Origin of the sequence: uncultured Flavobacterium sp., assembly GCF_963925415.1 — a bacterium.
In the GTDB taxonomy this organism is placed as follows: Bacteria; Bacteroidota; Bacteroidia; order Flavobacteriales; family Flavobacteriaceae; genus Flavobacterium.
Window position 1 is genome coordinate 13,203 of the sequence record NZ_CAWUTS010000075.1, and the last position, 21,642, is coordinate 34,844.

22 protein-coding genes, 2 tRNA genes and 1 riboswitch are annotated in these 21,642 nt (G+C 29.6%); of the genes, 19 read left to right on the top strand and 5 right to left on the bottom strand.

Annotated elements, in window-relative coordinates:
- Nucleotides 1–40: 40 nt before the first annotated feature.
- Genes AABM47_RS05795 through AABM47_RS05805 form a run of 3 tightly spaced genes read left to right on the top strand, consistent with a single transcriptional unit; the run spans nucleotide 41 to nucleotide 1,506 of the window.
- Nucleotides 41–427: an RNA-binding S4 domain-containing protein gene (locus AABM47_RS05795; RefSeq protein WP_338409980.1), complete on the top strand. Its 387-nt coding sequence runs from the start codon at nucleotides 41–43 to the stop codon at nucleotides 425–427.
- Between the two features lie 2 nt (nucleotides 428–429).
- Entirely contained in the window at nucleotides 430–1,002 is a 573-nt protein-coding gene (locus AABM47_RS05800; RefSeq protein WP_338409981.1) for an SAM-dependent methyltransferase, read from the top strand.
- A 9-nt stretch (nucleotides 1,003–1,011) separates the two neighbouring features.
- Complete coding sequence (locus AABM47_RS05805; RefSeq protein ID WP_338409982.1) at nucleotides 1,012–1,506, top strand: phosphoribosyltransferase family protein; 495 nt, start codon at nucleotides 1,012–1,014, stop codon at nucleotides 1,504–1,506.
- Here the strand turns inward: AABM47_RS05805 and AABM47_RS05810 are convergent.
- A complete protein-coding gene (locus tag AABM47_RS05810) occupies nucleotides 1,498–2,010 on the bottom strand; it encodes a shikimate kinase (RefSeq protein ID WP_338409983.1) in 513 nt (170 codons plus the stop codon). The genes AABM47_RS05805 and AABM47_RS05810 overlap by 9 nt on opposite strands.
- A gap of 129 nt (nucleotides 2,011–2,139) precedes the next feature.
- On the opposite strand from AABM47_RS05810, the gene AABM47_RS05815 reads away from it, so the two are divergent.
- The 6 genes from AABM47_RS05815 (at nucleotide 2,140) to AABM47_RS05840 (ending at nucleotide 6,090) form a co-directional block, all read left to right on the top strand.
- Nucleotides 2,140–2,212, top strand: a tRNA-Lys gene (locus AABM47_RS05815).
- A 40-nt stretch (nucleotides 2,213–2,252) separates the two neighbouring features.
- Nucleotides 2,253–2,335: transfer RNA gene (locus AABM47_RS05820), tRNA-Leu, on the top strand.
- Between the two features lie 98 nt (nucleotides 2,336–2,433).
- Nucleotides 2,434–3,342, top strand: a complete 909-nt coding sequence (locus AABM47_RS05825) for a MerR family transcriptional regulator (protein ID WP_338409984.1) — start codon at nucleotides 2,434–2,436, stop codon at nucleotides 3,340–3,342.
- A complete protein-coding gene (crtI, locus tag AABM47_RS05830) occupies nucleotides 3,335–4,813 on the top strand; it encodes a phytoene desaturase family protein (RefSeq protein WP_338409985.1) in 1,479 nt (492 codons plus the stop codon). Before AABM47_RS05825 ends, crtI begins: the two co-directional genes overlap by 8 nt.
- Nucleotides 4,797–5,636 (top strand): phytoene/squalene synthase family protein, encoded by an 840-nt coding sequence (locus AABM47_RS05835; protein WP_338409986.1) that lies wholly within the window; start codon nucleotides 4,797–4,799, stop codon nucleotides 5,634–5,636. Before crtI ends, AABM47_RS05835 begins: the two co-directional genes overlap by 17 nt.
- Before the next feature lie 4 nt (nucleotides 5,637–5,640).
- Complete coding sequence (locus AABM47_RS05840; RefSeq protein ID WP_338409987.1) at nucleotides 5,641–6,090, top strand: sterol desaturase family protein; 450 nt, start codon at nucleotides 5,641–5,643, stop codon at nucleotides 6,088–6,090.
- 23 nt (nucleotides 6,091–6,113) lie between these two features.
- Here the strand turns inward: AABM47_RS05840 and AABM47_RS05845 are convergent, their stop codons facing one another.
- Nucleotides 6,114–6,668 (bottom strand): DUF4252 domain-containing protein, encoded by a 555-nt coding sequence (locus AABM47_RS05845; protein ID WP_338409988.1) that lies wholly within the window; start codon nucleotides 6,666–6,668, stop codon nucleotides 6,114–6,116.
- A 589-nt stretch (nucleotides 6,669–7,257) separates the two neighbouring features.
- On the opposite strand from AABM47_RS05845, the gene AABM47_RS05850 reads away from it, so the two are divergent.
- Nucleotides 7,258–8,691, top strand: a complete 1,434-nt coding sequence (locus AABM47_RS05850; RefSeq protein ID WP_338409989.1) for a S41 family peptidase — start codon at nucleotides 7,258–7,260, stop codon at nucleotides 8,689–8,691.
- A gap of 59 nt (nucleotides 8,692–8,750) precedes the next feature.
- Here AABM47_RS05850 and AABM47_RS05855 read toward each other — a convergent pair whose 3' ends face one another.
- Complete coding sequence (locus tag AABM47_RS05855; RefSeq protein ID WP_338409990.1) at nucleotides 8,751–10,691, bottom strand: TonB-dependent receptor; 1,941 nt, start codon at nucleotides 10,689–10,691, stop codon at nucleotides 8,751–8,753.
- 78 nt (nucleotides 10,692–10,769) lie between these two features.
- Nucleotides 10,770–11,108, bottom strand: a riboswitch (cobalamin riboswitch).
- Nucleotides 11,109–11,209: 101 nt separating this feature from the next.
- Between AABM47_RS05855 and AABM47_RS05860 the strand changes: the two genes are divergently transcribed.
- From AABM47_RS05860 to AABM47_RS05875, 4 genes are all read left to right on the top strand, one after another.
- Nucleotides 11,210–12,346 carry an ABC transporter substrate-binding protein gene (locus AABM47_RS05860; protein ID WP_338409991.1) on the top strand — a complete coding sequence of 379 codons (1,137 nt, stop codon included), beginning with the start codon at nucleotides 11,210–11,212 and terminating at the stop codon, nucleotides 12,344–12,346.
- A gap of 63 nt (nucleotides 12,347–12,409) precedes the next feature.
- Nucleotides 12,410–13,438: an iron ABC transporter permease gene (locus AABM47_RS05865; RefSeq protein ID WP_338409992.1), complete on the top strand. Its 1,029-nt coding sequence runs from the start codon at nucleotides 12,410–12,412 to the stop codon at nucleotides 13,436–13,438.
- Nucleotides 13,439–13,542: 104 nt separating this feature from the next.
- Entirely contained in the window at nucleotides 13,543–14,322 is a 780-nt protein-coding gene (locus AABM47_RS05870) for an ABC transporter ATP-binding protein (RefSeq protein WP_338409993.1), read from the top strand.
- Nucleotides 14,323–14,385: 63 nt separating this feature from the next.
- Nucleotides 14,386–15,162 (top strand): dienelactone hydrolase family protein, encoded by a 777-nt coding sequence (locus tag AABM47_RS05875; protein ID WP_338409994.1) that lies wholly within the window; start codon nucleotides 14,386–14,388, stop codon nucleotides 15,160–15,162.
- 32 nt (nucleotides 15,163–15,194) lie between these two features.
- On the opposite strand, the gene AABM47_RS05880 is transcribed toward AABM47_RS05875, so the two are convergent.
- Nucleotides 15,195–15,650, bottom strand: coding sequence for a tRNA (cytidine(34)-2'-O)-methyltransferase (locus AABM47_RS05880; RefSeq protein WP_338409995.1), 456 nt, complete (start codon nucleotides 15,648–15,650; stop codon nucleotides 15,195–15,197).
- Nucleotides 15,651–15,675: 25 nt separating this feature from the next.
- Entirely contained in the window at nucleotides 15,676–16,245 is a 570-nt protein-coding gene (locus AABM47_RS05885; protein ID WP_338409996.1) for a pseudouridine synthase, read from the bottom strand.
- Between the two features lie 101 nt (nucleotides 16,246–16,346).
- On the opposite strand from AABM47_RS05885, the gene rmuC reads away from it, so the two are divergent.
- The 5 genes from rmuC to AABM47_RS05910 form a co-directional block, all read left to right on the top strand.
- Nucleotides 16,347–17,717, top strand: coding sequence for a DNA recombination protein RmuC (rmuC, locus tag AABM47_RS05890; protein WP_338409997.1), 1,371 nt, complete (start codon nucleotides 16,347–16,349; stop codon nucleotides 17,715–17,717).
- 4 nt (nucleotides 17,718–17,721) lie between these two features.
- Entirely contained in the window at nucleotides 17,722–18,096 is a 375-nt protein-coding gene (locus AABM47_RS05895; protein ID WP_338409998.1) for a 6-phosphogluconate dehydrogenase, read from the top strand.
- 2 nt (nucleotides 18,097–18,098) lie between these two features.
- On the top strand, nucleotides 18,099–18,641 hold the full coding sequence (locus AABM47_RS05900) for an acyl-CoA thioesterase (protein ID WP_338409999.1): 543 nt from the start codon (nucleotides 18,099–18,101) through the stop codon (nucleotides 18,639–18,641).
- 90 nt (nucleotides 18,642–18,731) lie between these two features.
- On the top strand, nucleotides 18,732–19,865 hold the full coding sequence (locus tag AABM47_RS05905; RefSeq protein ID WP_338410000.1) for a hypothetical protein: 1,134 nt from the start codon (nucleotides 18,732–18,734) through the stop codon (nucleotides 19,863–19,865).
- Between the two features lie 15 nt (nucleotides 19,866–19,880).
- A partial coding sequence (locus tag AABM47_RS05910; RefSeq protein ID WP_338410001.1) for a CRTAC1 family protein occupies nucleotides 19,881–21,642 on the top strand: 1,762 nt, incomplete at its 3' end.

Consider the following 21,642-nt stretch of genomic DNA (forward strand, 5'->3'; position numbering starts at 1 on the left):
TTTATTTTTGTAAAATATTTAACATACATTTTAAAAATAAATGAGAATAGATAAATATTTATGGTGCATTAGGTTTTACAAAACTCGAAACATTGCCTCTGAAGCAATAAAAAAAGGGCATGTAACTGTTAATAATCAAACTGCGAAAGCATCTAGAGATGTATTTACATCTGATAAAATTACGATTAGAAAAGATCAAATCAATTATAAAATTACAGTTTTAGATATTCCACTAAATAGAGTTGGTGCCAAATTAGTGGACATGTATCGAAAAGATGAAACCCCTGCAGAAGCCTTTGAACATTTAGAGTTATTAAAACTCTCAAAAGACCATTACAGAGCTCATGGAGAAGGAAGACCAACAAAAAAAGACAGAAGAGATATAGATGATTACGTTTGGGAAGAAGATCCCAAAAAGGACGAATGATAATGAATAAGAAATACTGGGAAAACCGCTATATCAATAACAAAACTGGCTGGGATATTGGAAAAATATCAACTCCGTTAAAGGGCTATATTGATCAATTAAAAAATAAAAACATAAAAATATTAATACCCGGCGCTGGAAACGGATATGAATTTGATTATTTAATAACACAAGGTTTTTTTAATGTATTTGTAATTGATATTGCCGAACAACCCTTAAAAACAATTAAAATTAGAAATCCTGAGTATGCAGATCAAATAATTTATGGTGATTTTTTTGACCTAAAAGATACTTTTGATTTAGTATTAGAACATACATTTTTTTGTGCTTTAAATCCAAATTTAAGAACAAATTATGTTTCTAAAATGAATGAAATAGTAAATAAAAAAGGTAAAATTGCTGGATTATTTTTTGATTTTCCGTTAACAGAAGTTGGACCACCTTTTGGAGCTACTTATCAAGATTACCTACTTCTTTTTCAAAACAATTTTAAAATAAAAACACTCGAAAAAACATATAATTCTATTTTAGAACGAAAAGATAAGGAACTCTTTTTTATCTTTGAAAAAAAATAAACAACTAATATGCAAAATATTATATTACATAAAGAAGAAATTCAACATAAAATAAAAAGAATTGCGTATCAAATTTACGAAACTTTTGTAGACGAAGAAGAAGTGGTATTAGCTGGTATAAGTGCTAATGGGTATCTTTTTGCAAAAAAAATAGCCGAAGAGTTACATAAAATTTCACCCATCAAAATTACCATGTGTGAGGTTTTTATAAATAAAACAAATCCACAAGAACAAATTAAAACATCAATAGATAAATTTGAATACTCTAACAAAGGTTTGGTATTAATTGATGATGTATTAAACTCTGGAACTACATTAATTTATGGTGTAAAACACTTTTTAGAAGTCCCTTTAAACAAATTTAAAACAGCCGTTTTAGTTGACAGAAATCATAAAAAATATCCTGTAAAAGCCGATTTTAAGGGCATATCACTTTCTACGTCTTTACAAGAACATATTCAAGTAGTCTTAGAAAAGGAAAACATGTATGTGTTTTTAAATTAGCTTCAATATTTCGCTTACTATTTCCTCTTTTGATTTATCATCTACAAGTACCGTATATTTTGATTGATGGTAATAATAATTTCTATCAAATAAATGCTTGGCAATATATTCATGCAAATCATTTTCTGATAAGTTTTTTATTAATGGCCTATTTTCTCGATTATCTTTTAAATTTTTTGTTAAATTTTCAATACTTGATTTAAGGTATATTGAAGTAACATCTTTATTTTTTAACAATAAATGATTATTTGCGTAACATGGTGTGCCTCCTCCTAAACTTAAAATAAAATTATTATTATACTCTAAAAAGTCATTAAAAAAAACAGTTTCAATTTTTCTAAAATACACTTCACCCTTTTCATTAAATATTGATTTTATAGTTTTATTTTCAGCTTTTTCTATTAAATCATCAAGGTCTACACAAGGTAAATTTAATTTTTTTTCTAACAATTTTGCAAAAGTTGTCTTGCCAACTCCCATATATCCAACTAAAATTATTTTCATAAATTGATTAATTCATTATAAAACAAGTGATTAAATAAAAACCTAAAATAAAATACAAATTTATAATAAAATACTATTGTATTTAAAATAATAGGCTTTATATTTGCACCCGCATTGAGAAAATAAAATGACTTGGTAGCTCAGTTGGTAGAGCACATCACTTTTAATGATGGGGTCCTGGGTTCGAGCCCCAGCCAGGTCACAAAATAGAGACGTTGCATAGCAACGTCTCTATTGTTTTTGGCCATGTGGAGAAACGGTAGACTCGCCATCTTGAGGGGGTGGTGCTCGAAAGGGCGTGAGGGTTCAAATCCCTCCATGGTCACTTTTTAATTTTTTAAAATTAAATTGTTTAACTTAATTCGTTATTTGTTACACAAATTGATATTATAATATTACATTTGTTATTCAAAAAACCAATAGATGGATAATGTTAAAAATGTTTTTAGTATCAAAGATTTTGAAAATCTTTCAGGAATAAAAGCACATACAATAAGGATTTGGGAAAAAAGATATAGTATACTAGAACCTTTAAGGTCAGACACGAATATTAGATATTATGATATAAAAAATCTTCGTAAATTATTGAATATTGTTTTACTTCATAATTATGGATATAAGATATCAAAAATATCAAAATTAAATCCAGAAGAACTTAATGCAAAAGTATTAGAAATTATTTCTGAAAAAAGCATTAAAACTCATGCAATTAAATCTTTTAAAGTTGCCATGATGACTTATGATCATTCTTTATTTTCTGCCACTTATGATCATTTACTGAAAAACAAAACTTTTAAAGAAGTATTTTACGATGTGTTTATTCCTTTAATGGAAGAGCTAGGCTTTTTATGGCAAACAGACACAATATCTATAGCACATGAGCATTTTATTACTTTTTTAATAAAACAAAAATTATTAAGTTTAACAGAAAAAATACAAATTAAACCTCCTACAAAATTAGACCGTATTTTTGTTTTATTTTTACCACTAAACGAAATACATGAATTGGGTTTAATGTATATCAATCATGAGCTCATAGATAGTGGCTATCATACGCTATACTTAGGAGAAAGTATGCCTGTAGAAAGTTTAGTAGAATTAAAAACTTATTTCAATAAAATTACATTCATTAGTTATTTAACTGTGAAGCCTACTGTGGAAAAAATTCCAGATTTTATTAGTCAAATTGAAACTAAATTATTAAATGATACCGATCACAATTTTATACTTTTAGGAAAAATGACCGCTGAAATAAACAGGAATAATTTATCTGAAAAAATAAAAATATACAACTCTATCCCTGAACTAACCCTAAGTATTTACAATGAATAAAAATATAACGATTATAGGCTCTGGTTTTTCAGCATTAGCTGCGGCATGTTATTTGGCTAAAAAAGGAAACAAAGTAACTGTATATGAAAAAAACAATACTATTGGAGGCAGAGCACGTCAATTAAAAAAAGATGGGTTTACTTTTGACATAGGCCCAACATGGTATTGGATGCCCGATGTATTTGAACGCTTTTTTGGCGACTTTAACAAAAAACCTTCCGATTATTATGATTTAATAAAATTAAGTCCTGCTTATCAAGTATATTTTGGAAAACTTGATTTTGTTACTATTGCAGATAATCTTGAAGAAATAATTACCACATTTGAGTCTATAGAAAAAGGCAGTGGAGCTTTGCTTAAAACATTTATGAACGAAGCACAAAGCAACTATAACATAGCTATAAAAGATTTGGTATATCGCCCGGGTGAGTCTCCATTAGAATTAATAACACTTGAAACGGCTAAAAAAGTAAATCAATTTTTTAGTAACATTTCAAAAGATATTAGAAAAAGATTTAAGAATACTAAGTTAGTCCAAATTTTAGAATTTCCTGTTTTGTTCCTAGGTGCTAAACCAAGTGATACGCCTTCGTTTTATAGCTTCATGAATTTTGCCGATTTTGGAATGGGCACATGGCATCCAAAAACAGGAATGTATAGTGTTATACTGGCAATGGAATCTTTGTCTAAGGAATTGGGGGTTCAAATAAAAACCAATGCAAACGTTGAAAAAATTATAATTAAAAACAAAAAAACAACGGGTATTCAAGTAAACGGAGAAATAATTAACAGCGATATTGTTTTAAGCGGGGCTGATTATCACCATACCGAAACACTGTTGGATGAAAAAGACCGTCAATATTCTGAGAAGTATTGGTCAAAGAAAACCTTTGCTCCTTCTTCACTGCTCTTTTATGTTGGTTTTGATAAAAAAATAGAAAATATAGAACATCATTCCTTATTTTTTGATGTGGATTTTGATATTCATGCATCTGACATTTATGATAATCCAAAATGGCCAGATAATCCATTATTTTATGCAAGTTTTCCATCTAAAACTGAAAGCTATTCGGCTCCAGATGGAAAAGAAGCAGGTATATTTTTAATCCCTTTAGCCCCTGGGTTAGAAGACAACGAAGAAATTAGAGCACGATATTTTGACAAAATTATGAATAGATTTGAGTTTTTAACCAATCAAAAAATCAAAGAAAATATTATATTTAGCAAAAGTTTTTGTGTGAATGATTTTATTGAAGATTATAACTCATATAAAGGAAATGCTTATGGGATGGCAAACACGCTGCTTCAAACAGCTTTTTTAAGACCTAAATTAAAAAGCAGTAAAGTAAAAAAATTGTATTTTACAGGCCAATTAACAGTTCCCGGCCCAGGTGTTCCTCCATCGCTGATATCAGGAAAATTAGTAGCGGACTTAATAGAAAAACATGAAAAACATGAAAGCATTATTTGACAAAATTTCAAATGAATGTAGTGTAAACGTAACCAAGTCGTATAGCACTTCATTTTCTTCTGCCGTAAAAATGCTTGCTCCTTCAATAAGACAAGATATTTATAACATTTATGGCTTTGTTCGGTTTGCAGATGAAATTGTAGATTCTTTTCATGACTATGATAAGGAACTTCTGTTTAACAAATTTGAAAAAGATTTGGAAGATGCTATTGAATTAAAAATCAGTTTAAACCCTATTTTAAATTCATTTCAGCACACTGTAAACAAACATAACATACCCTATGAAATGATTGCGTCATTTATGAAAAGTATGCGGTTAGACTTAAGTAAAAACAAATACAGTACTACAGAAGAGTATCAAGAATATATTTATGGTTCAGCTGATGTTGTAGGCTTAATGTGCTTGAAGGTATTTGTAAAAGGAGATGAATTAAAATTTAATGAATTAAAGCAATCCGCAATGCGCTTAGGCTCTGCTTTTCAAAAGGTTAATTTTTTACGAGATTTAAAAGTTGATTATGAGGATTTAAGCAGAACCTATTTTCCTAATACAGATCTAAACCAATTGGATGAAGCATCTAAACTAGAAATAATAACAGATATAGAAGCAGATTTTATTGCTGCTTATGAAGGCATAAAAAATTTACCTTTAGAAGCTAAATTTGGCGTGTATACGGCGTATCGATATTATAAAAAATTATTAATAAAATTACAAAAAACCCCTTCGTTAGAAATAAAAAACACTAGAATACGTGTTTCTGATTATCAAAAAGCACAATTATTAGCGAGATGTTATGTAAAATATAGATTAAATATTATATAAAATTATGGAAATGATATTGCAAATTATTGTATTTATTATCACTTTTAGTGTAATGGAGTTTATGGCTTGGTTTACCCACAAGTATGTGATGCACGGTTTTTTATGGAAATTACATGAAGACCACCACAAAAAAGACCACAATTCGTGGTTTGAACGCAATGATACTTTTTTTATTTTTTACGCAATTGTTAGCATATCGTGTTTTTATACCTGGAGTATTGGTGCTTTTTATTTAGGCTTAGCAATAGGACTTGGCATTTTAGCCTATGGACTTGCGTATTTTATTGTTCATGATATATTTATTCATCAACGATTTAAATTGTTTAGAAATATAAATAATAAATATGCAAAAGCAGTTAGAAGAGCACACAAAATACATCACAAACATGTTGGTAAAGAAAAAGGCGAATGTTTTGGAATGCTTGCTATTCCTTGGAAATATTTCAAAAATTAAATAAAGGTTAAAGTTGTGACCTGTTACTTTTTTATTGTTTTACCTAAATTTTTTCCACCAGGAATTTTTAGTTTTTCTGTTAAAGTAGATAATTCATCTAAATTAAAGGTTCCAATTATAGATAATAGAATTGTTTGCTGCTGATTGTTATCACCATCAACAAACATTAAAAGTTCTTCTACAACTTGATCATTTTTACCTGATTTTACATAAATTTTAACGTTTTTTTCATCGCTGTTTACACGCATTAATTCTTCTAAAGGATTTGATTTTAAATAACTGCTTACTGCAAACTTCATCTCAGTTGATGCTGTAGTACTATTAGTGCTAAAGACTTTTAAATTTTCAAGTTTTTTTAATAAGGTTACATATTGATTCATTTCTTTATCTTTTAAATCAACTTTTACATTACTCATTAAGTCAAATAGTTTTTTACTAACTATCATTGAATTTATATCTTCATTATCTTGAAATTTATCAAAAACCCCTTGTGAAAAAGAAAAGCTTGTAGCTAGTAAAAAAAGAACTACTACTCTATTTTTAAGCAAGCTAATTAATTTATTAGTGTTGTTTTTCATAGTTTGTTTATTGTTTTTTTCGTGTTGTTTTTAAAATACTGCAATTTTCATACCCAAATTTATATTACTAAACCCCATTTGAAGCTTTATGAATTTCTATAAAAGCCCCATAAGTGTCAAAAAGCGATTCTAAACCTTAATTTTTTGGTGTATTCTTAAATAAACAGCTCTTAAAAAAGCATACAAATGTAACACATACGCTTACAAGATTGTATTTTATTTTATAAAATTGTATGATTTTATAAAAATCTAATGTTCGTGTAATTTATATAAACTAATTGATTATTAGTTTATATATTGTTTTTTAGTAGATTTAAACTATATTTTTTTACATAACCTAAGCTATAAAACTTCAATGGTATTAAAAACTTACATAGCATCATTTCACAACTTCAACAAAACAATCTAAGAAGCATCTGCTGCGATTGTTATACTTGTTAATATACTCTATTAAACCGAAAAAAAAATCGTCTTTAAAAAGTTTATTAGAGATATAAACTCATGCTGATTTATAATCTATTTTGTTTATAAAGTTAATATGAATGTAAAATATTTTTGCTACATTAGTTTTAAAATTAACTATTACATTATGAAAAAGATATTTAAACTACTCGTAATATCACTATTTATTTTATTTACATTTCAAAACTGCAATGATGATTATGACGATCTTGTTTATTATAAATCTACTAATACCTTTGTTTGGAATGGATTAAATCAATATTATTTATGGCAAAAAGACTCTCCTGATTTAGCAGATGATCGTTTTAGCAACACTAGTGATTTAAACGATTTTACAAGTTTATTTGATACTCCTGAAGCACTTTTTCAACATTTAAGATATCAAGTAGGTATTGTAGATCGTTTTAGTGTTATTTTTAATGATTATGATGTTTTAGAAGCAGCCTTACAAGGAAGTTCTACTAACAGCGGTGCCGACTTTGGTTTTAAAAGAAAATTAGCAGGTTCTACAGAAGTTTTTGGTTATGTAAGATATGTATTGCCAAATTCTGATGCTTCAGCTAAAAATATTTATAGAGGCGATTTATTTTATGCAGTTAATGGAGTACCATTAACGGTAAACAGTAGTGGATATTTGAATTCGAATGGAATATCAGATGATAGTTTTACATTAAACATGGCCAATTATGATAATGGAAATATTACACCTAATGGAAACACCATAACACTTTCTAAAACAGCTTATTCTGAAAACCCTGTACTCATACAAAATGTGCATAATGTAGGAACAAAAAAAGTAGGTTATTTGATGTACAATGGGTTTTATAGCAATTACAAAAACGAATTAAATAGTGCGTTTGCTTATTTTCAAAGTGAAGCAATTAGTCATTTGGTTTTAGATTTGCGTTATAATTCTGGTGGCTCTGTACAAGTAGCGACTGAATTAGCGAGCATGATTACAGGCCAATTTAACAATCAAATTTTTGCTCAACAACAATGGAATGATAAGGTTATGGCTTACTTTAATTCTAACAATCCAAATTCATTACTTAATCCATTTACTGCAACATTAAGCAATGGAAACGGAATCAATAGTTTAAATTTAGATAAAATATATATTATAACTTCCAAATCTACTGCCTCAGCAAGTGAACTTATCATCAACAGCTTAAAACCTTACATAAATGTTATTCAATTAGGTGATACCACCATTGGTAAAAATGTAGGTTCTATAACACTTTATGATTCTCCAACTTTTACTAAAGAAAACCTAAATCCCAATCACAAATATGCAATGCAACCTATTGTACTTAAAATAGTTGACAAAAATGGATTTGGAGATTATGAAAACGGTATAAGTCCTACTATTTCTTTTATTGAAAATTTTGAAAACTTAGGCGTTTTGGGCAATGCAGATGAACCTTTGCTAAGCATGGCTTTAAGTTACATAAACACCAATGGTAGATACCATTTTTATTCAAATGCAAAAGTTTTTGAACATGTAACTGAATCTAAAAATTTAGATGGAATAGAAAAAGGAATGTATCTAGAGAAGCAATAAATATTATAAAAAAGTAAAAAGGCAGTTTAAAATATAAAATTTTAAACTGCCTTTTTTTGTTAAAACAAAAAGTTAAACCCCACTTTATAATTTCTTCCTCTGGCGTTATAACCTATATTTTCTTGAAAATCTTCATTTAAAATATTAGTTATTGAACCAAATAATTGCAATCGATTTTTTACTAATTCGTGATTTAAATTAGCGTTAAAAATAGTATAGCTCTCTAGTACAACTTTTTCCAACGTATATGTAACATTGTCATAGTAGGCATCATTTCTTGAACCAACATATTGAAAACCTAAATTTAAACTTGTAATACCCGAAAAATCATAGTTCAAATCAAAGTTTGCTTTATGTTTTGGGATCAATCTATTAAGCGCCTCTTCTGTTTGTGTAAAAGTATAATTAGCAGCTACCGACAACTTATCGACAGGTAAATACTGAAGACTAGTTTCTATACCTTTTGCATTATAAGTTCCTTCAATATTAATGTAATTTGAAAAAAATGTGGTTGGATTTGTGAAAAATCCTAAGGTATTTATTTCATTTCTATAAAACCCTACTCCATTTACTTGTACTTTTTTATTACATAAAAATAACTCAAAACCAGCTTCCAATGTAGCATTTTCTTCAGGTTTTAAGTCTAAATTTCCATAAGATGAATATAATTGATATAAACTAGGTGTAATAAATGCTGTGCTATATGAGCTTAAAAATTTTAAATTTTTACCAATCGTATAACTAGGATTTATATTATATACTAATTTCGATCCATAAAGGCTGTGATTATTTAGTCGAGCACCCATATTTATATTTAAACCAAAAGATGAATTAAAAACAAATGTTGCATAGGGATCAATAATGTTAAATTTAGCTTCTTTATTTGCTATAGAAGTATACAAATCCTCTTGAGTCATATCAAAATACTGAAATTGAGTCCCTAAGATCAAATAATATTTTTCTGAAAAATTATACTTATTAAACGCATCAAAATTTACATTTCTTGAAGAATATTTATAAGCGTCTAAAGTGTTTGTATACGAACTAAATTGATTGATATCTCTTTTGATTGAGGTATAACTGCTATTCAATTGAAATTCACCTGAATTATATTTGTATTTAGGTAAAAATCCCAATCTAAATTGTTCGCTTACAGAGTTGTTTAACAATTCATCAGAAATAGAACCAGTTCCTCCATAAGGATTATCAAAGGTGTTTTTAATTTTGTCATAATTTCCAAAAAAATCCAGTTGTAATTTGTCTGAAATTTTTATACCAAATTTTTGTAATACATGAATTTTTTTAAATGAATCATCTTCAAAATCTGTACCTCTAGCTTCAGAAATTCCTTTAATGTTTACATGGTTTACATTGGTCAAATAACTAAATGTATTTGAAGTTCCATTAATTGAAAAGCCTTGATTTAAATCTTGTACAGAAAGCTTGTCAGTTGTTGATGTGTTTTGAGTACCAAAACGCATATAAATATTTCCCGACATTACTTTTTTAGACGCCTTTTTTAACGTAACATTTATTATACCTGTTGCAGCACCTGTTCCATATAAGGTGCTTGAAGCGCCTTTCATGATTTCAATTTTATCAATCTGATCTACAGATAATAAACGCAAATCAAACTCAATACCAATACCAGATGCGTCATTAACAGGTACGCCATCTATATAAATAACAACCTGTCTGTTTCTACCACCTCGAATGTAGTAGTTTAAATTTTTTCCTTCAAAAGATTGATTTCCATTGATTTCCAAACCGGCAACTTGACTTAATAATTGAGCTAAACTCTGCCCTGATTTTTGCGCCAATTGTTTTGAAGTAATTACTTCAATAATTTTTCCTGATTTTTCTTTGCTTTGCGCAAATTTTGTGTCAGATACCACAATTTCATTAAGCAGGTTAGTTTTAATAGAATCTTTTTCTTGAGCTTGAATAGCAAAAGACCCTAATAACACCAAACAACCTAGACGAAAGAATTTTTTGTTCATCTTAGTTTTTTTTTAGATTTAAACTTGGAATAAAAAAGTACAGAATACCCTATACCCAAACCTTTTTTCCCGAAAGTTTGTTATTTGTTATATTTAGGCAGGTCTCCTGGCTTGCGTATTGTTATTCACCTTCCCATAAAGCAGTTAAAGGTTAGACAAAAGCTTAAAATTAATAATTTTTAACTTCTATTGTCCTAGTTTCAAATTACTCTACAGTGGTATTGCAGATTATAACAATCTTATTAGCATACAGTTGCGGGTACAGCTCAAGAATTAGATTTTTAATGTATAATTTTTAATTTTAGAATATATAAATTCTTAATTCAAAAACCGTTTATCATAAATTGTTTATCTCTACTTGATTCCCTTTTAATGCTGTTCAAAATAGAACAAGCAACCTCAATAATCACGCAAATGTATTACAATTAAAATTATTATAATAAAAAAAAATAATCATTTAAGAAAAATCAAATTATTTATCAAAACAAAAATCTACTTTTGTATAAAGTATATTTTTTATGACCCTATTTCAAAAAGCCTTCATTTTTAGTGTTTTCCTTTTTGGGTTGACCCAATGTAAAAAAACAGAACACTTAACAAAAGCAGTTGTTAATGAAAACGAAATACAATACGCTGAAGGGTTTTCTTTAGTGGAATATGATGACTTTTCTATCTTAAAAGTCAAAAATACCTATCCAGATTCTAATGAAACGTTTACCTATATATTACATAAAAACAGTAGTATTATTCCTGATAGCTTAAGGCATTTTATCCCAATTGAAATACCTATTCAAAAAATAATTGTTACATCAACAACTCATATCCCATCACTTGAAATGTTAGGTGTAGAAAACACATTAATTGCGTTTCCTTCATTAAAATATATTTCTTCAGAAACAACAAGAGAACGCATTGATCAAGGAAAAGTTAGAGAAATTGGCAAAAAACAATACTTAAACACCGAAGTGATTTTAGATTTAAATCCAGACATAATTATTGGCTATAGTGTTGACGGTGATTTAAAAACATATTCAAATCTTGAAAAAAACGGTCAAAAAATAATTTACAATTCAGATTGGACCGAAAAAACACCATTAGGAAAGGCAGAATGGATTAAATTTTTTGGAGCTCTTTATGATAAAAAAGAAAAAGCAAATACAGAGTTTGAAACCATTGCAAAAAGTTACAATAAAGCCTTAGAATTAGTTAAAAAAACAGATTTAAAACCAAGTGTTTTTGCGGGAGCTATTTATAAAGACCAATGGTACTTGCCACAAGGTGAAAGTTGGGCTGCTCTTTTTTTTAAAGAAGCAAATGGAAATTATCTTTGGTCAGATACTCAAGGCACCGGTAGTTTATCCTTGTCTTTTGAATCCGTTTTAGACAAAGCAAAAGATGCTGATTTTTGGATTGGTCCTGGCCAATTTACTTCCATTGATGAAATACTAAAAGACAATCCAAATTACAAATATTTTAAAGCTGTCGAAACTAAAAACGTGTACTCTTTTAGCAGTAAAAAAGGAAAAACTGGAGGTGTAATTTACTACGAATTAGCTCCTAACCGTCCTGATTTGGTGTTAAAAGATATCATCAAGATATTACATCCTGAATTACTTCCAAACTATGAATTATTCTTTTTTGAGCAATTGCAATAAATTTTGATTAAAATTCTTTGTATTATCTTTGAATATAAATATTAAAACTATTTTTTTTACCTAATGATAAATTCAAAAAAACAAACTTATTTATTTAGTCTACTTTTAGCTTTATTGATACTATTGTTTTTTATTAATATAAGCTTAGGTTCTATTACAATTCCAAATAAAGAAATACTAAAAGGCCTTTTTAATCAAAAGATGAATAAGGAAAGTTGGGAAATTATTTTATATAATTTTAGACTTCCCAAAGCTATTACGGCAATATTTGTAGGAATGGCTTTATCTATGAGTGGCTTATTAATGCAAACTTTATTTAGAAATCCATTGGCAGGTCCTTATGTTTTAGGGTTAAGCTCTGGAGCCAGTTTAGGCGTTGCATTTTTGATACTAGGGTCTGGTATTTTGCCCTCGTTTATTTCAAATTTAGTTCTTTCGTCTTATGGAGTCGTTTTTGCTTCTGGCATTGGAAGCGCATTGGTTTTGATTTTAGTGTTATTTGTTTCTCAAAAATTAAAAGACACCATGTCTATTTTAATTGTAGGGTTAATGTTTGGAAGCTTAACAGCCGCTATAGTTTCGGTATTAACCTATTTTTCAACTGCAGAAGAGTTACAAAAATTTACCTTTTGGTCACTAGGGAGTTTAGCTAATTTGAGTTGGAACGAAGTAACTTTACTTGCTTTATTAACCCTAATTGGGCTAAGCTTAAGCTTTTTAGTCATAAAACCATTAAACGCATTACTCTTAGGAGAACGTTATGCCACTAGTTTAGGCATAAATTTTAAAAAAACTCGAATCATAATTATTGTAGCAACGAGCATTTTAGCAGGTAGCATTACAGCTTTTGTTGGACCCATAGCTTTTATTGGATTAGCTGTTCCCCATATATCAAAGTTAATTTTTCAAACCAGTAATCATTTTATACTTTTTTGGAGTACTATACTCATAGGAGCTATAATTTTATTGTTTTGTGATATTATTGCTCAGCTACCAGGGAGCGATTTAACTCTTCCTATAAACGCTATAACTTCAATGATAGGAGCACCTATTGTGATTTGGCTTTTGATACGTAAAAAAAGGTTTAGCTAATTTATTCTTAAAACAACGAAAGAAAAGAGCTTTGAAATTTATATAAATACTGTTTTTGTAAAACTTTAAGAATACGCTGGTACAAAAAATTTGGTACTTAATTTATGAAAAATAAAATACTACATACTACTAACCTTTCCATTGGATATAGAAACAAATCCATCAACACCGTTATTGCCGAAAACATAAACATCAATCTTTCATTCGGCAAATTAATTGGTTTAATTGGCTCAAACGGTATCGGAAAATCTACCTTATTAAAAACCTTAACCGGAATAATAAAACCCTTAAAAGGAGATGTTTTTATCCACAACAAATCCATAAAAACGTATACTAATTTAGACTTAGCCAAAAAATTAAGCCTAGTACTAACCGAACATTTACCACCCAGTAATTTAACTGTTTATGAAATTGTAGCTTTGGGTAGACAACCTTATACCAATTGGTTAGGATCACTTTCTACTGTTGACAAAACAAAAATTGACAATGCTATTGCATTAACCGAGATAAGCACATACCTACATAAAAAACATTTTGAAATTAGTGATGGGCAATTACAAAAAACCTTAATTGCTAGAGCTTTAGCCCAAGATACAGATTTAATAATTTTAGATGAACCAACCACACATTTAGATTTAGTTCACAAGGTTACACTATTAAAATTATTACAAAAACTTACAAAAGAAACAGGAAAAACCATTTTATATTCTACTCATGATGTGGATTTGGCCATTCAATTGTGTGATGAAATGATTGTTTTGTCTGAAATTGAAGTTATTCAAGATGAACCTTGTGCTTTAATATCATCAGGTATATTTAATTCTATTTTTAAAAATGAGAACATTGAATTTGATGCAACCGTTGGCAAATTTAAAATCAAATAACCTTTAGCTCTTTTGCTTTCATATAAAAAAAGAATTTGTAATTTAGTAAAAAATAATAAAAACATGACACTGAAAAATGCATTTGCCTTATTTGTTTTATTTTCAACAACTTACACTCAAGCACAATTAAAAACTGTTTCATATTCAGACGAAAATCAAAAACTAGAAGGCTTTTTAGCCACTCCAAAAATTGCAAATGCTACAAAAGCGGGTGTAATTGTTCTTCATGCCTGGATGGGAATAAGCGATCATGAAAAAGAAAGTGCTGAAAAATTGGCCAAATTAGGATATTTTGCATTTGTTGCTGATGTATATGGGCAAGGAAACAAACCCACTAACACGGATGAAGCTGGAAAACTATCCGGCTATTTTAAAAATGCTTTTGACGTATACCAGCACCGAATTCAATTGGCTGTTGATGAACTTGTAAAAGCAGGAGCAAATGCAGATGAAATTGCGGTTATAGGATATTGTTTTGGAGGAACAGGAGCGATCGAAGCTGCAAGAGGAGATTTGAAAGTTAAAGGAATTGTTTCGTTTCATGGTGGATTAGGGAAAGATTTAAAAAGAGAAACCAAACAGATAAATACAAAGGTTTTAGTTTTACATGGAGCCGATGACCCTTATGTTGTTGCAAAAGAAGTAACTGCTTTTGAAGACGAAATGCGAACTGCAAAAGCAGACTGGCAGTTAAACATGTATGCAAATGCTGTTCACGCTTTTACACATAAAAACGCAGGAACTGACAATAGTAAAGGAGCCGCTTATAACGAAAAAGCAGACAAAAGAAGCTGGGAAGCTATGAAAATCTTTTTTAAGGAACTTTTTGAGAAAATTTAAATACTTCTTTTGTTTTATTTTTTTACTTAATCTTATTTTTTGAATAAAATTTGTCTTTTAGCTTCGCCTATTAAAAAAGAAACTGAATTGGCTAAATTATAACTTCGCACATGTTTTGATATAGGAATTGTCAAATGATTTGAAAATTCATTTAAAACTTCTGTGCTTAAACCTATACTTTCTTTACCAAAAACCAACCAATCGCCATCCTGAAATTCTTGCTCTAAATAAGATTTTGAAGCATGAGAACTCATTAAAAAAACACGAGATAAATCAGTAATTTGATCCTTCCATTGATTAACAGATTGATATTCTTTCCAGTCTAAATGAACCCAATAATCCAATCCTGAACGTTTTAAATTTTTATCGTTAATTTCAAAACCAAAAGGGCGAATTAAATGTAAGCGGCTTTCTGTTCCAACACATAATCGACCTATGTTTCCCGTATTATTTGGTATTTCGGGTTCAATTAATACAATGTTTAGCATTTTTATGTTTATTGTTTTGAGTTATCTAAATATCAAACTGATTCACTTCTTTCACAGACCCAACATTTAATCCTTCTAGAGAAGTGTTTCCTATTCGAATTCGAATCAATCTTAATGTTGGAAAACCAACTGCAGCAGTCATTTTTCTAACCTGACGAAACTTCCCTTCCGTTAAAGTTATAGAAACCCAACTCGTAGGCCCATGCCTTTCATCTCTAATTCTTCTGCCGTCACCTATAAAGCATGGTAATTGTTGAATTAAGCTAGCCTTACAATTTTTAGTCATATACTTCGTTCCATTAAATCCTATCTCAACACCATTAGTCATTTGACTTACAGCTTGTTGAGTTATAATTCCATCTACCTGAGCATAATATTCTTTTTCAACCAGCTTACTTCTTACTTGTGCGCTTACTTTTCCGTCAGTTGTTAAAAAAAGTAACCCTTCAGAATCTTCATCTAACCTACCAATTGCCATTGTGCCAACTGGAAAATCGAATAAGGCTCCCAACAAACGTTTTTTTCGTTTCTGTTCATAGACAAACTGACTTAGATAACTATGGGGTTTATGTATTAAAAAATGATGATGAGACATGAAATAAATTTAAACAAAAATACAGTATTTATACAATATATAAAGTTCAGAAATCAATCTTTAATTTGAATATTTTTTTAACTTTACAACAAAATACATTTATGGATTCATCATTTATCATTCTAATTACTTTTATCATAGCATTGACTATTGGTTTTTTTATTGGAAAACTACTTTCTAAAGCTCAATCACAATCAGAAAAATCAGGTTTAGAAGAAAAAGTAAATGGATTAATAAATCAAATGGAAGAGCTTAAAAACCAATTTACTTTTGAAAAAGTACAATTTGAAAAAAAAATGCTTCAATTCAATAGCGAAAAAGAATCCATTCGCACAGAAAAAGAAGTGTTAGCCATTCAATTATCAAAAAAAGAAGTTGATTTTGAAAATCTTTGGGAGCGAAATAAAGAGCAAAAGCAAGAAGTAGAAAAATTACAAGAAAAATTTACCAAAGAATTTGAGAATTTAGCCAATAAAATTTTGGATGAAAAATCGACCAAATTTACGGAACAAAATAAAGAGAATATGAAAAATATTCTTTCTCCTTTGCAAGAAAAAATACTTCATTTTGAAAAAAAAGTAGAAGACACACACAAAGAAAGCATTGATTATCATGCTGCATTACGTCAGCAAATACTTGGTCTACGAGAAATGAACGCACAAATGAGTAAGGAAACAGTTAACCTAACCAAAGCCTTAAAAGGCGATAGTAAATTACAAGGAAACTGGGGTGAATTAGTATTGGAACGAGTACTTGAAAAATCGGGTTTAGAAAAAGGAAGAGAATATGAAGTTCAACAAAGTTTTACAAGCGAAAATGGTTCTCGAGTACTTCCTGATGTAATCATTAATTTACCCGATGGCAAAAAAATGGTTGTTGACTCTAAAGTTTCATTAACAGCATATGAACGCTATGTAAATGGAGAAGATGATGATTTGAAAGATACCCATTTAAAAGAACACGTTTCTTCATTAAAAAGACATGTGGAACAATTAAGTGCCAAAAATTATCATGATATTTATGAAATGGAAAGTCCAGATTTTGTTTTACTTTTTATTCCAATTGAACCTGCTTTTGCATTAGCCTTAAATGTTGACAACACATTATATAACAAAGCATTTGAAAAAAACATTGTAATTGTTACACCCACTACTTTACTAGCAACATTACGAACTATTGACAGCATGTGGACAAATCAAAAACAGCAAGAAAATGCTATTGAAATTGCACGGCAAGCAGGTGCTTTGTATGATAAATTTGAAGGATTTGTTACCGATTTAATTAAAATCGGTAAAAAAATGGATGAAGCAAAAGTGGAGTATGGAAGTGCTATGAATAAATTAGTTGAAGGAAAAGGAAATTTAGTTACAAGTGTAGAAAAATTAAAAAAAATGGGGGCAAAAGCAAAAAAATCTTTACCCGAGACCGTAATTAAAAGAGCAAACGATTTAGAAGAAAACATAAACGAATAAAATCATGAGAAAATTAAAAAAAATACTAATTTATTTCATCTTATTAATTATTTTTTCAGTATCAAGTTACTTTGCCTTTGTATTTTATATACCTTATAGCGAAGGTGTTAGGTCAGGTGAATTGATAAAAATTAGCCACAAAGGATATCTTATAAAAACATGGGAAGGCGAAATTAGCCAAGGAATTTCTGGTGCACAAATATTTTCTTTTTCAATAATGGACAACAATCCTGATGCTATAAAAAAGTTAAAAGAACTGCAAGGGAGATATGTTAAAATTGGCTATATAGAGCGGTATAAAACATTTTTTTGGTGGGGAGACACCCAATATTTTGTTACTACTGTTAATGCAGAAAAATCTCCTCATTTTAGCAACTAATTATGAACGAAAGAACCAATACTGTCAGCAAGTCAAAAATTACGTTTACCGAATTAATGCTTCCGTCCCACTCTAATTTCAGCGGAAAAATTCATGGAGGCTACTTGTTGAAGTTAATGGATCAAATTGCATTTGCTAGTGCTTCAAAATATTCAGGTTTATATTGCGTAACAGCTTCAGTAGATACGGTTGATTTTTTAAATTCTGTTGAAATCGGAGAATTAGTTACCTTAAAAGCTTCCGTAAACTATGTTGGCAACAGCTCGATGGTTATTGGTATACGTGTAGTTTCTGAAAACATACAAACAGGAAAAATCAAACATTGCAATTCGAGTTACTTTACAATGGTAGCCAAAGATGAAAAAGGAAACAATGCAAAAGTTCCAACATTAATTATTTCCAGCTTAGAAGAAGTTCGTCGTTTTTATGATTGCGTTATAAAAATTAATCAAAAAAAACAAAATAAAATTTTGGAAGATAAATTTGATTATACCTCAGAAAAATCAATTGCAGCTTTATCAAATTATAATGTTAAATACATATAAAAAAAAGAATAAAAATGAATTAAATATAAATTTTATACTTTTAATGTAAAAAAAAATTACATTTGTTATACAATTGTGATTTTTTCCCCTATGAAAAACAAATACAGTTTCCTCTTTGCTCTGATATTGCTAATTGCCTATTTTATTTCGTGTTCTTCAAACGAAGAAGTTTATATTCCAATTCCAACTTCTCCCGTTGTAGTAGATTTATCTCAAGTACCCTATCCTAAGCTTTCCGATTATAATTTTTTTGAGGGTGAACTAAAGTATCTAAATCCTTCATTAGATGTTCTTCCTTATGAACCGGCAAGTTCTTTGTTTTCTGACTTTGCACACAAAAAACGTTTTATATGGATGCCTAAAGAATCAAAAGCAACTTATAATGGTGATGGCAATGTGCTAGAATTACCTATTGGATCTGCAATTATCAAATCTTTTTATTACGAAAACGTTCAAAACAGTACTCCCATTGGATCAACAGTGTTAGTTGAAACTCGAATAATGATTCGAAAAAATGAAGGGTGGATTTTTGCCAATTATGTATGGAATGAAGAACAAACAGAAGCTTATTTTGACTTACTAGGAAGTTACAAAACCATCAGTTGGTTAGATGAAAATAATGTGCTAAAAACAGCAGAGTATCGAATTCCAAATGAGGTTCAGTGTATTACATGTCATAAATCAGAAAAATATGAAAACAATATATTAATCACTACAAATATTCCTATAGGTATTAAGCCCCAAAATCTAAATTTTAATTATGAATATAGTGATGGGAATAAAAACCAATTAGAGAAATGGATTGAAAAAGAATATTTAGAAAACAATTTCAGTTTACCTTCTGCTCAAAACACAACTATTAATTATAATGACACCTCTAAACCAATTGATTTAAGAGCACGTTCTTACTTTGATGTTAATTGTGCGCATTGTCATAATGATGAGGGACATTGTTCCTACAGACCTATGCGATTTCCATTTAATGAAACATACAACAACAATACCAATATGGGTGTTTGTGTTGATACTCAAGATATGCAAGATTTTCCAAATTCATTAGGAAAAATTGTTGCTCCAGGTAACATTAATAAATCTATGTTGTATTATCGATTAAATACTACAGACGAAAGCTATAGAATGCCACTGCATGGAAGAACTTTAATTCATGAGGAAGGACTACAAATAATAGAAGAATGGATTAACACACTTCAACCCTGTCAATAAAAAACTTAAAATAATATGAAGAATAACATTTTAACTTTGCTAGTTCTGTTTACAAGTTTAAATAGCATTGCTCAAGACTGGTGTGAATCAGCACTTCCTATAACTGCTGCAGGTTTATTTAATGTAGCCGTGATAGATGGCACAGCACCAACACTTATTTGTACTACCGGAGGAAACATAACAAATAATCCACTTGGGGAATGGTATACCTATACACCCTCACAAGACTATACTGTAACAATTACCACAAATATTGCTGCAAATAGCCCTTTAGTTGATACTCGTTTTCATGTTTATACAGGTGATTGCTCTAATTTAGTTTGTTTTGCAGGTGATGATGATAGCGGCACCAATTATTCTTCTATAGACATATTTAATGTAACTGGCGGAACTACTTATTATATTGCCTGGGATAATCGCTGGAGCAGTAACGGGTTTACTTTTGAGATAATTGAAAATACTGTAGTTATTCCTCCTGTATTACCTATTACATATACAAATCAAACAATTTCTACAATTAACAGTTCATATAATATTTGCATTGTGGATATGGATGGAGATCACATTGATGATCTTGTGGGAATAAGTGCTAACAACATTCGCATTCACCATCAAACTAACCCAGGAGTATTTTCTGTTTCAGATATAACTATAGCAGGCACTAGTAAAATGCCTTCTTGGAGTATGGCTGCTGGAGACTACAATAGAGATGGTTTTACTGATCTGGTATTGGGTGCTGGAAATGGCTTAAGCGTATGGACTTCAAACAATACAGGAACTGCTTATTCAAATTTTTCACCTTCAGAATATGTGTTTTGCCAAAGAACAAATTTTGCAGACTTAAATAATGACGGAAATCTAGATGTATTTTCTTGTCATGATATAGCACCAAATGTTTATTATTTAAATGACGCTTCTAACAATTTAACTTATTATCAAAGCAGTATTACACCTGGCGCGATGAATATTGGAAGCGGTGGTGGAAACTACTCTACTCTATTCACAGATTTTGATAACGATGGAGATACTGATGTTTTTATTTCAAAATGTTCGGGTCCTCCTTGTGAATTGCATCGAAATGATGGAAACGGAGTGTACACTAATATTTCTGCTTTAGCTCAAATTAACATAACTCCTATCCAAACTTGGTCTTCTGCAATTGCTGATTTTGATAACGATGGAGATATGGATATTATCATTACAGCAAGCTCTGGCATGCATCATTATTTTAAAAATAATTTAGACACAACAAATTCAGTTGAAGAAGCTTATACAGAAATAACATCTGGCTCGGGATGGGATATTAATTCCAGTACAAATATTGATAATGTTGCTTATGATTTTGACAATGATGGGTTTGTTGACGTATTAGGAGGTGGAAATAAAATTATGTTCAATAACAGCGGTGATGGAACTTTTTCACCCGTATCATATAGTGGATTAAGCATAGGAGCTATTGGAGATTTAAACAATGATGGCTTTTTAGATATTCAAAATGGAACTACAATCCGTTATGCAAATCCAAATGCAAATAATTGGTTAAAAGTAAGCTTACAAGGTGTTGTATCAAACATCAATGGAATTGGAGCTCGAATTGAAATTATGGGCACTTGGGGCAAACAAATTAGAGACGTAAGAAGTGGTGAAGGATTTAGATATATGAGTTCGTTAAATGCCCATTTTGGCCTTGGTTTAGCTACAATAATTGACGAAATAAAAATAATTTGGCCATCTGGCACCGTTGATGTTATACAAAACCCAGCGATCAATCAAGCAT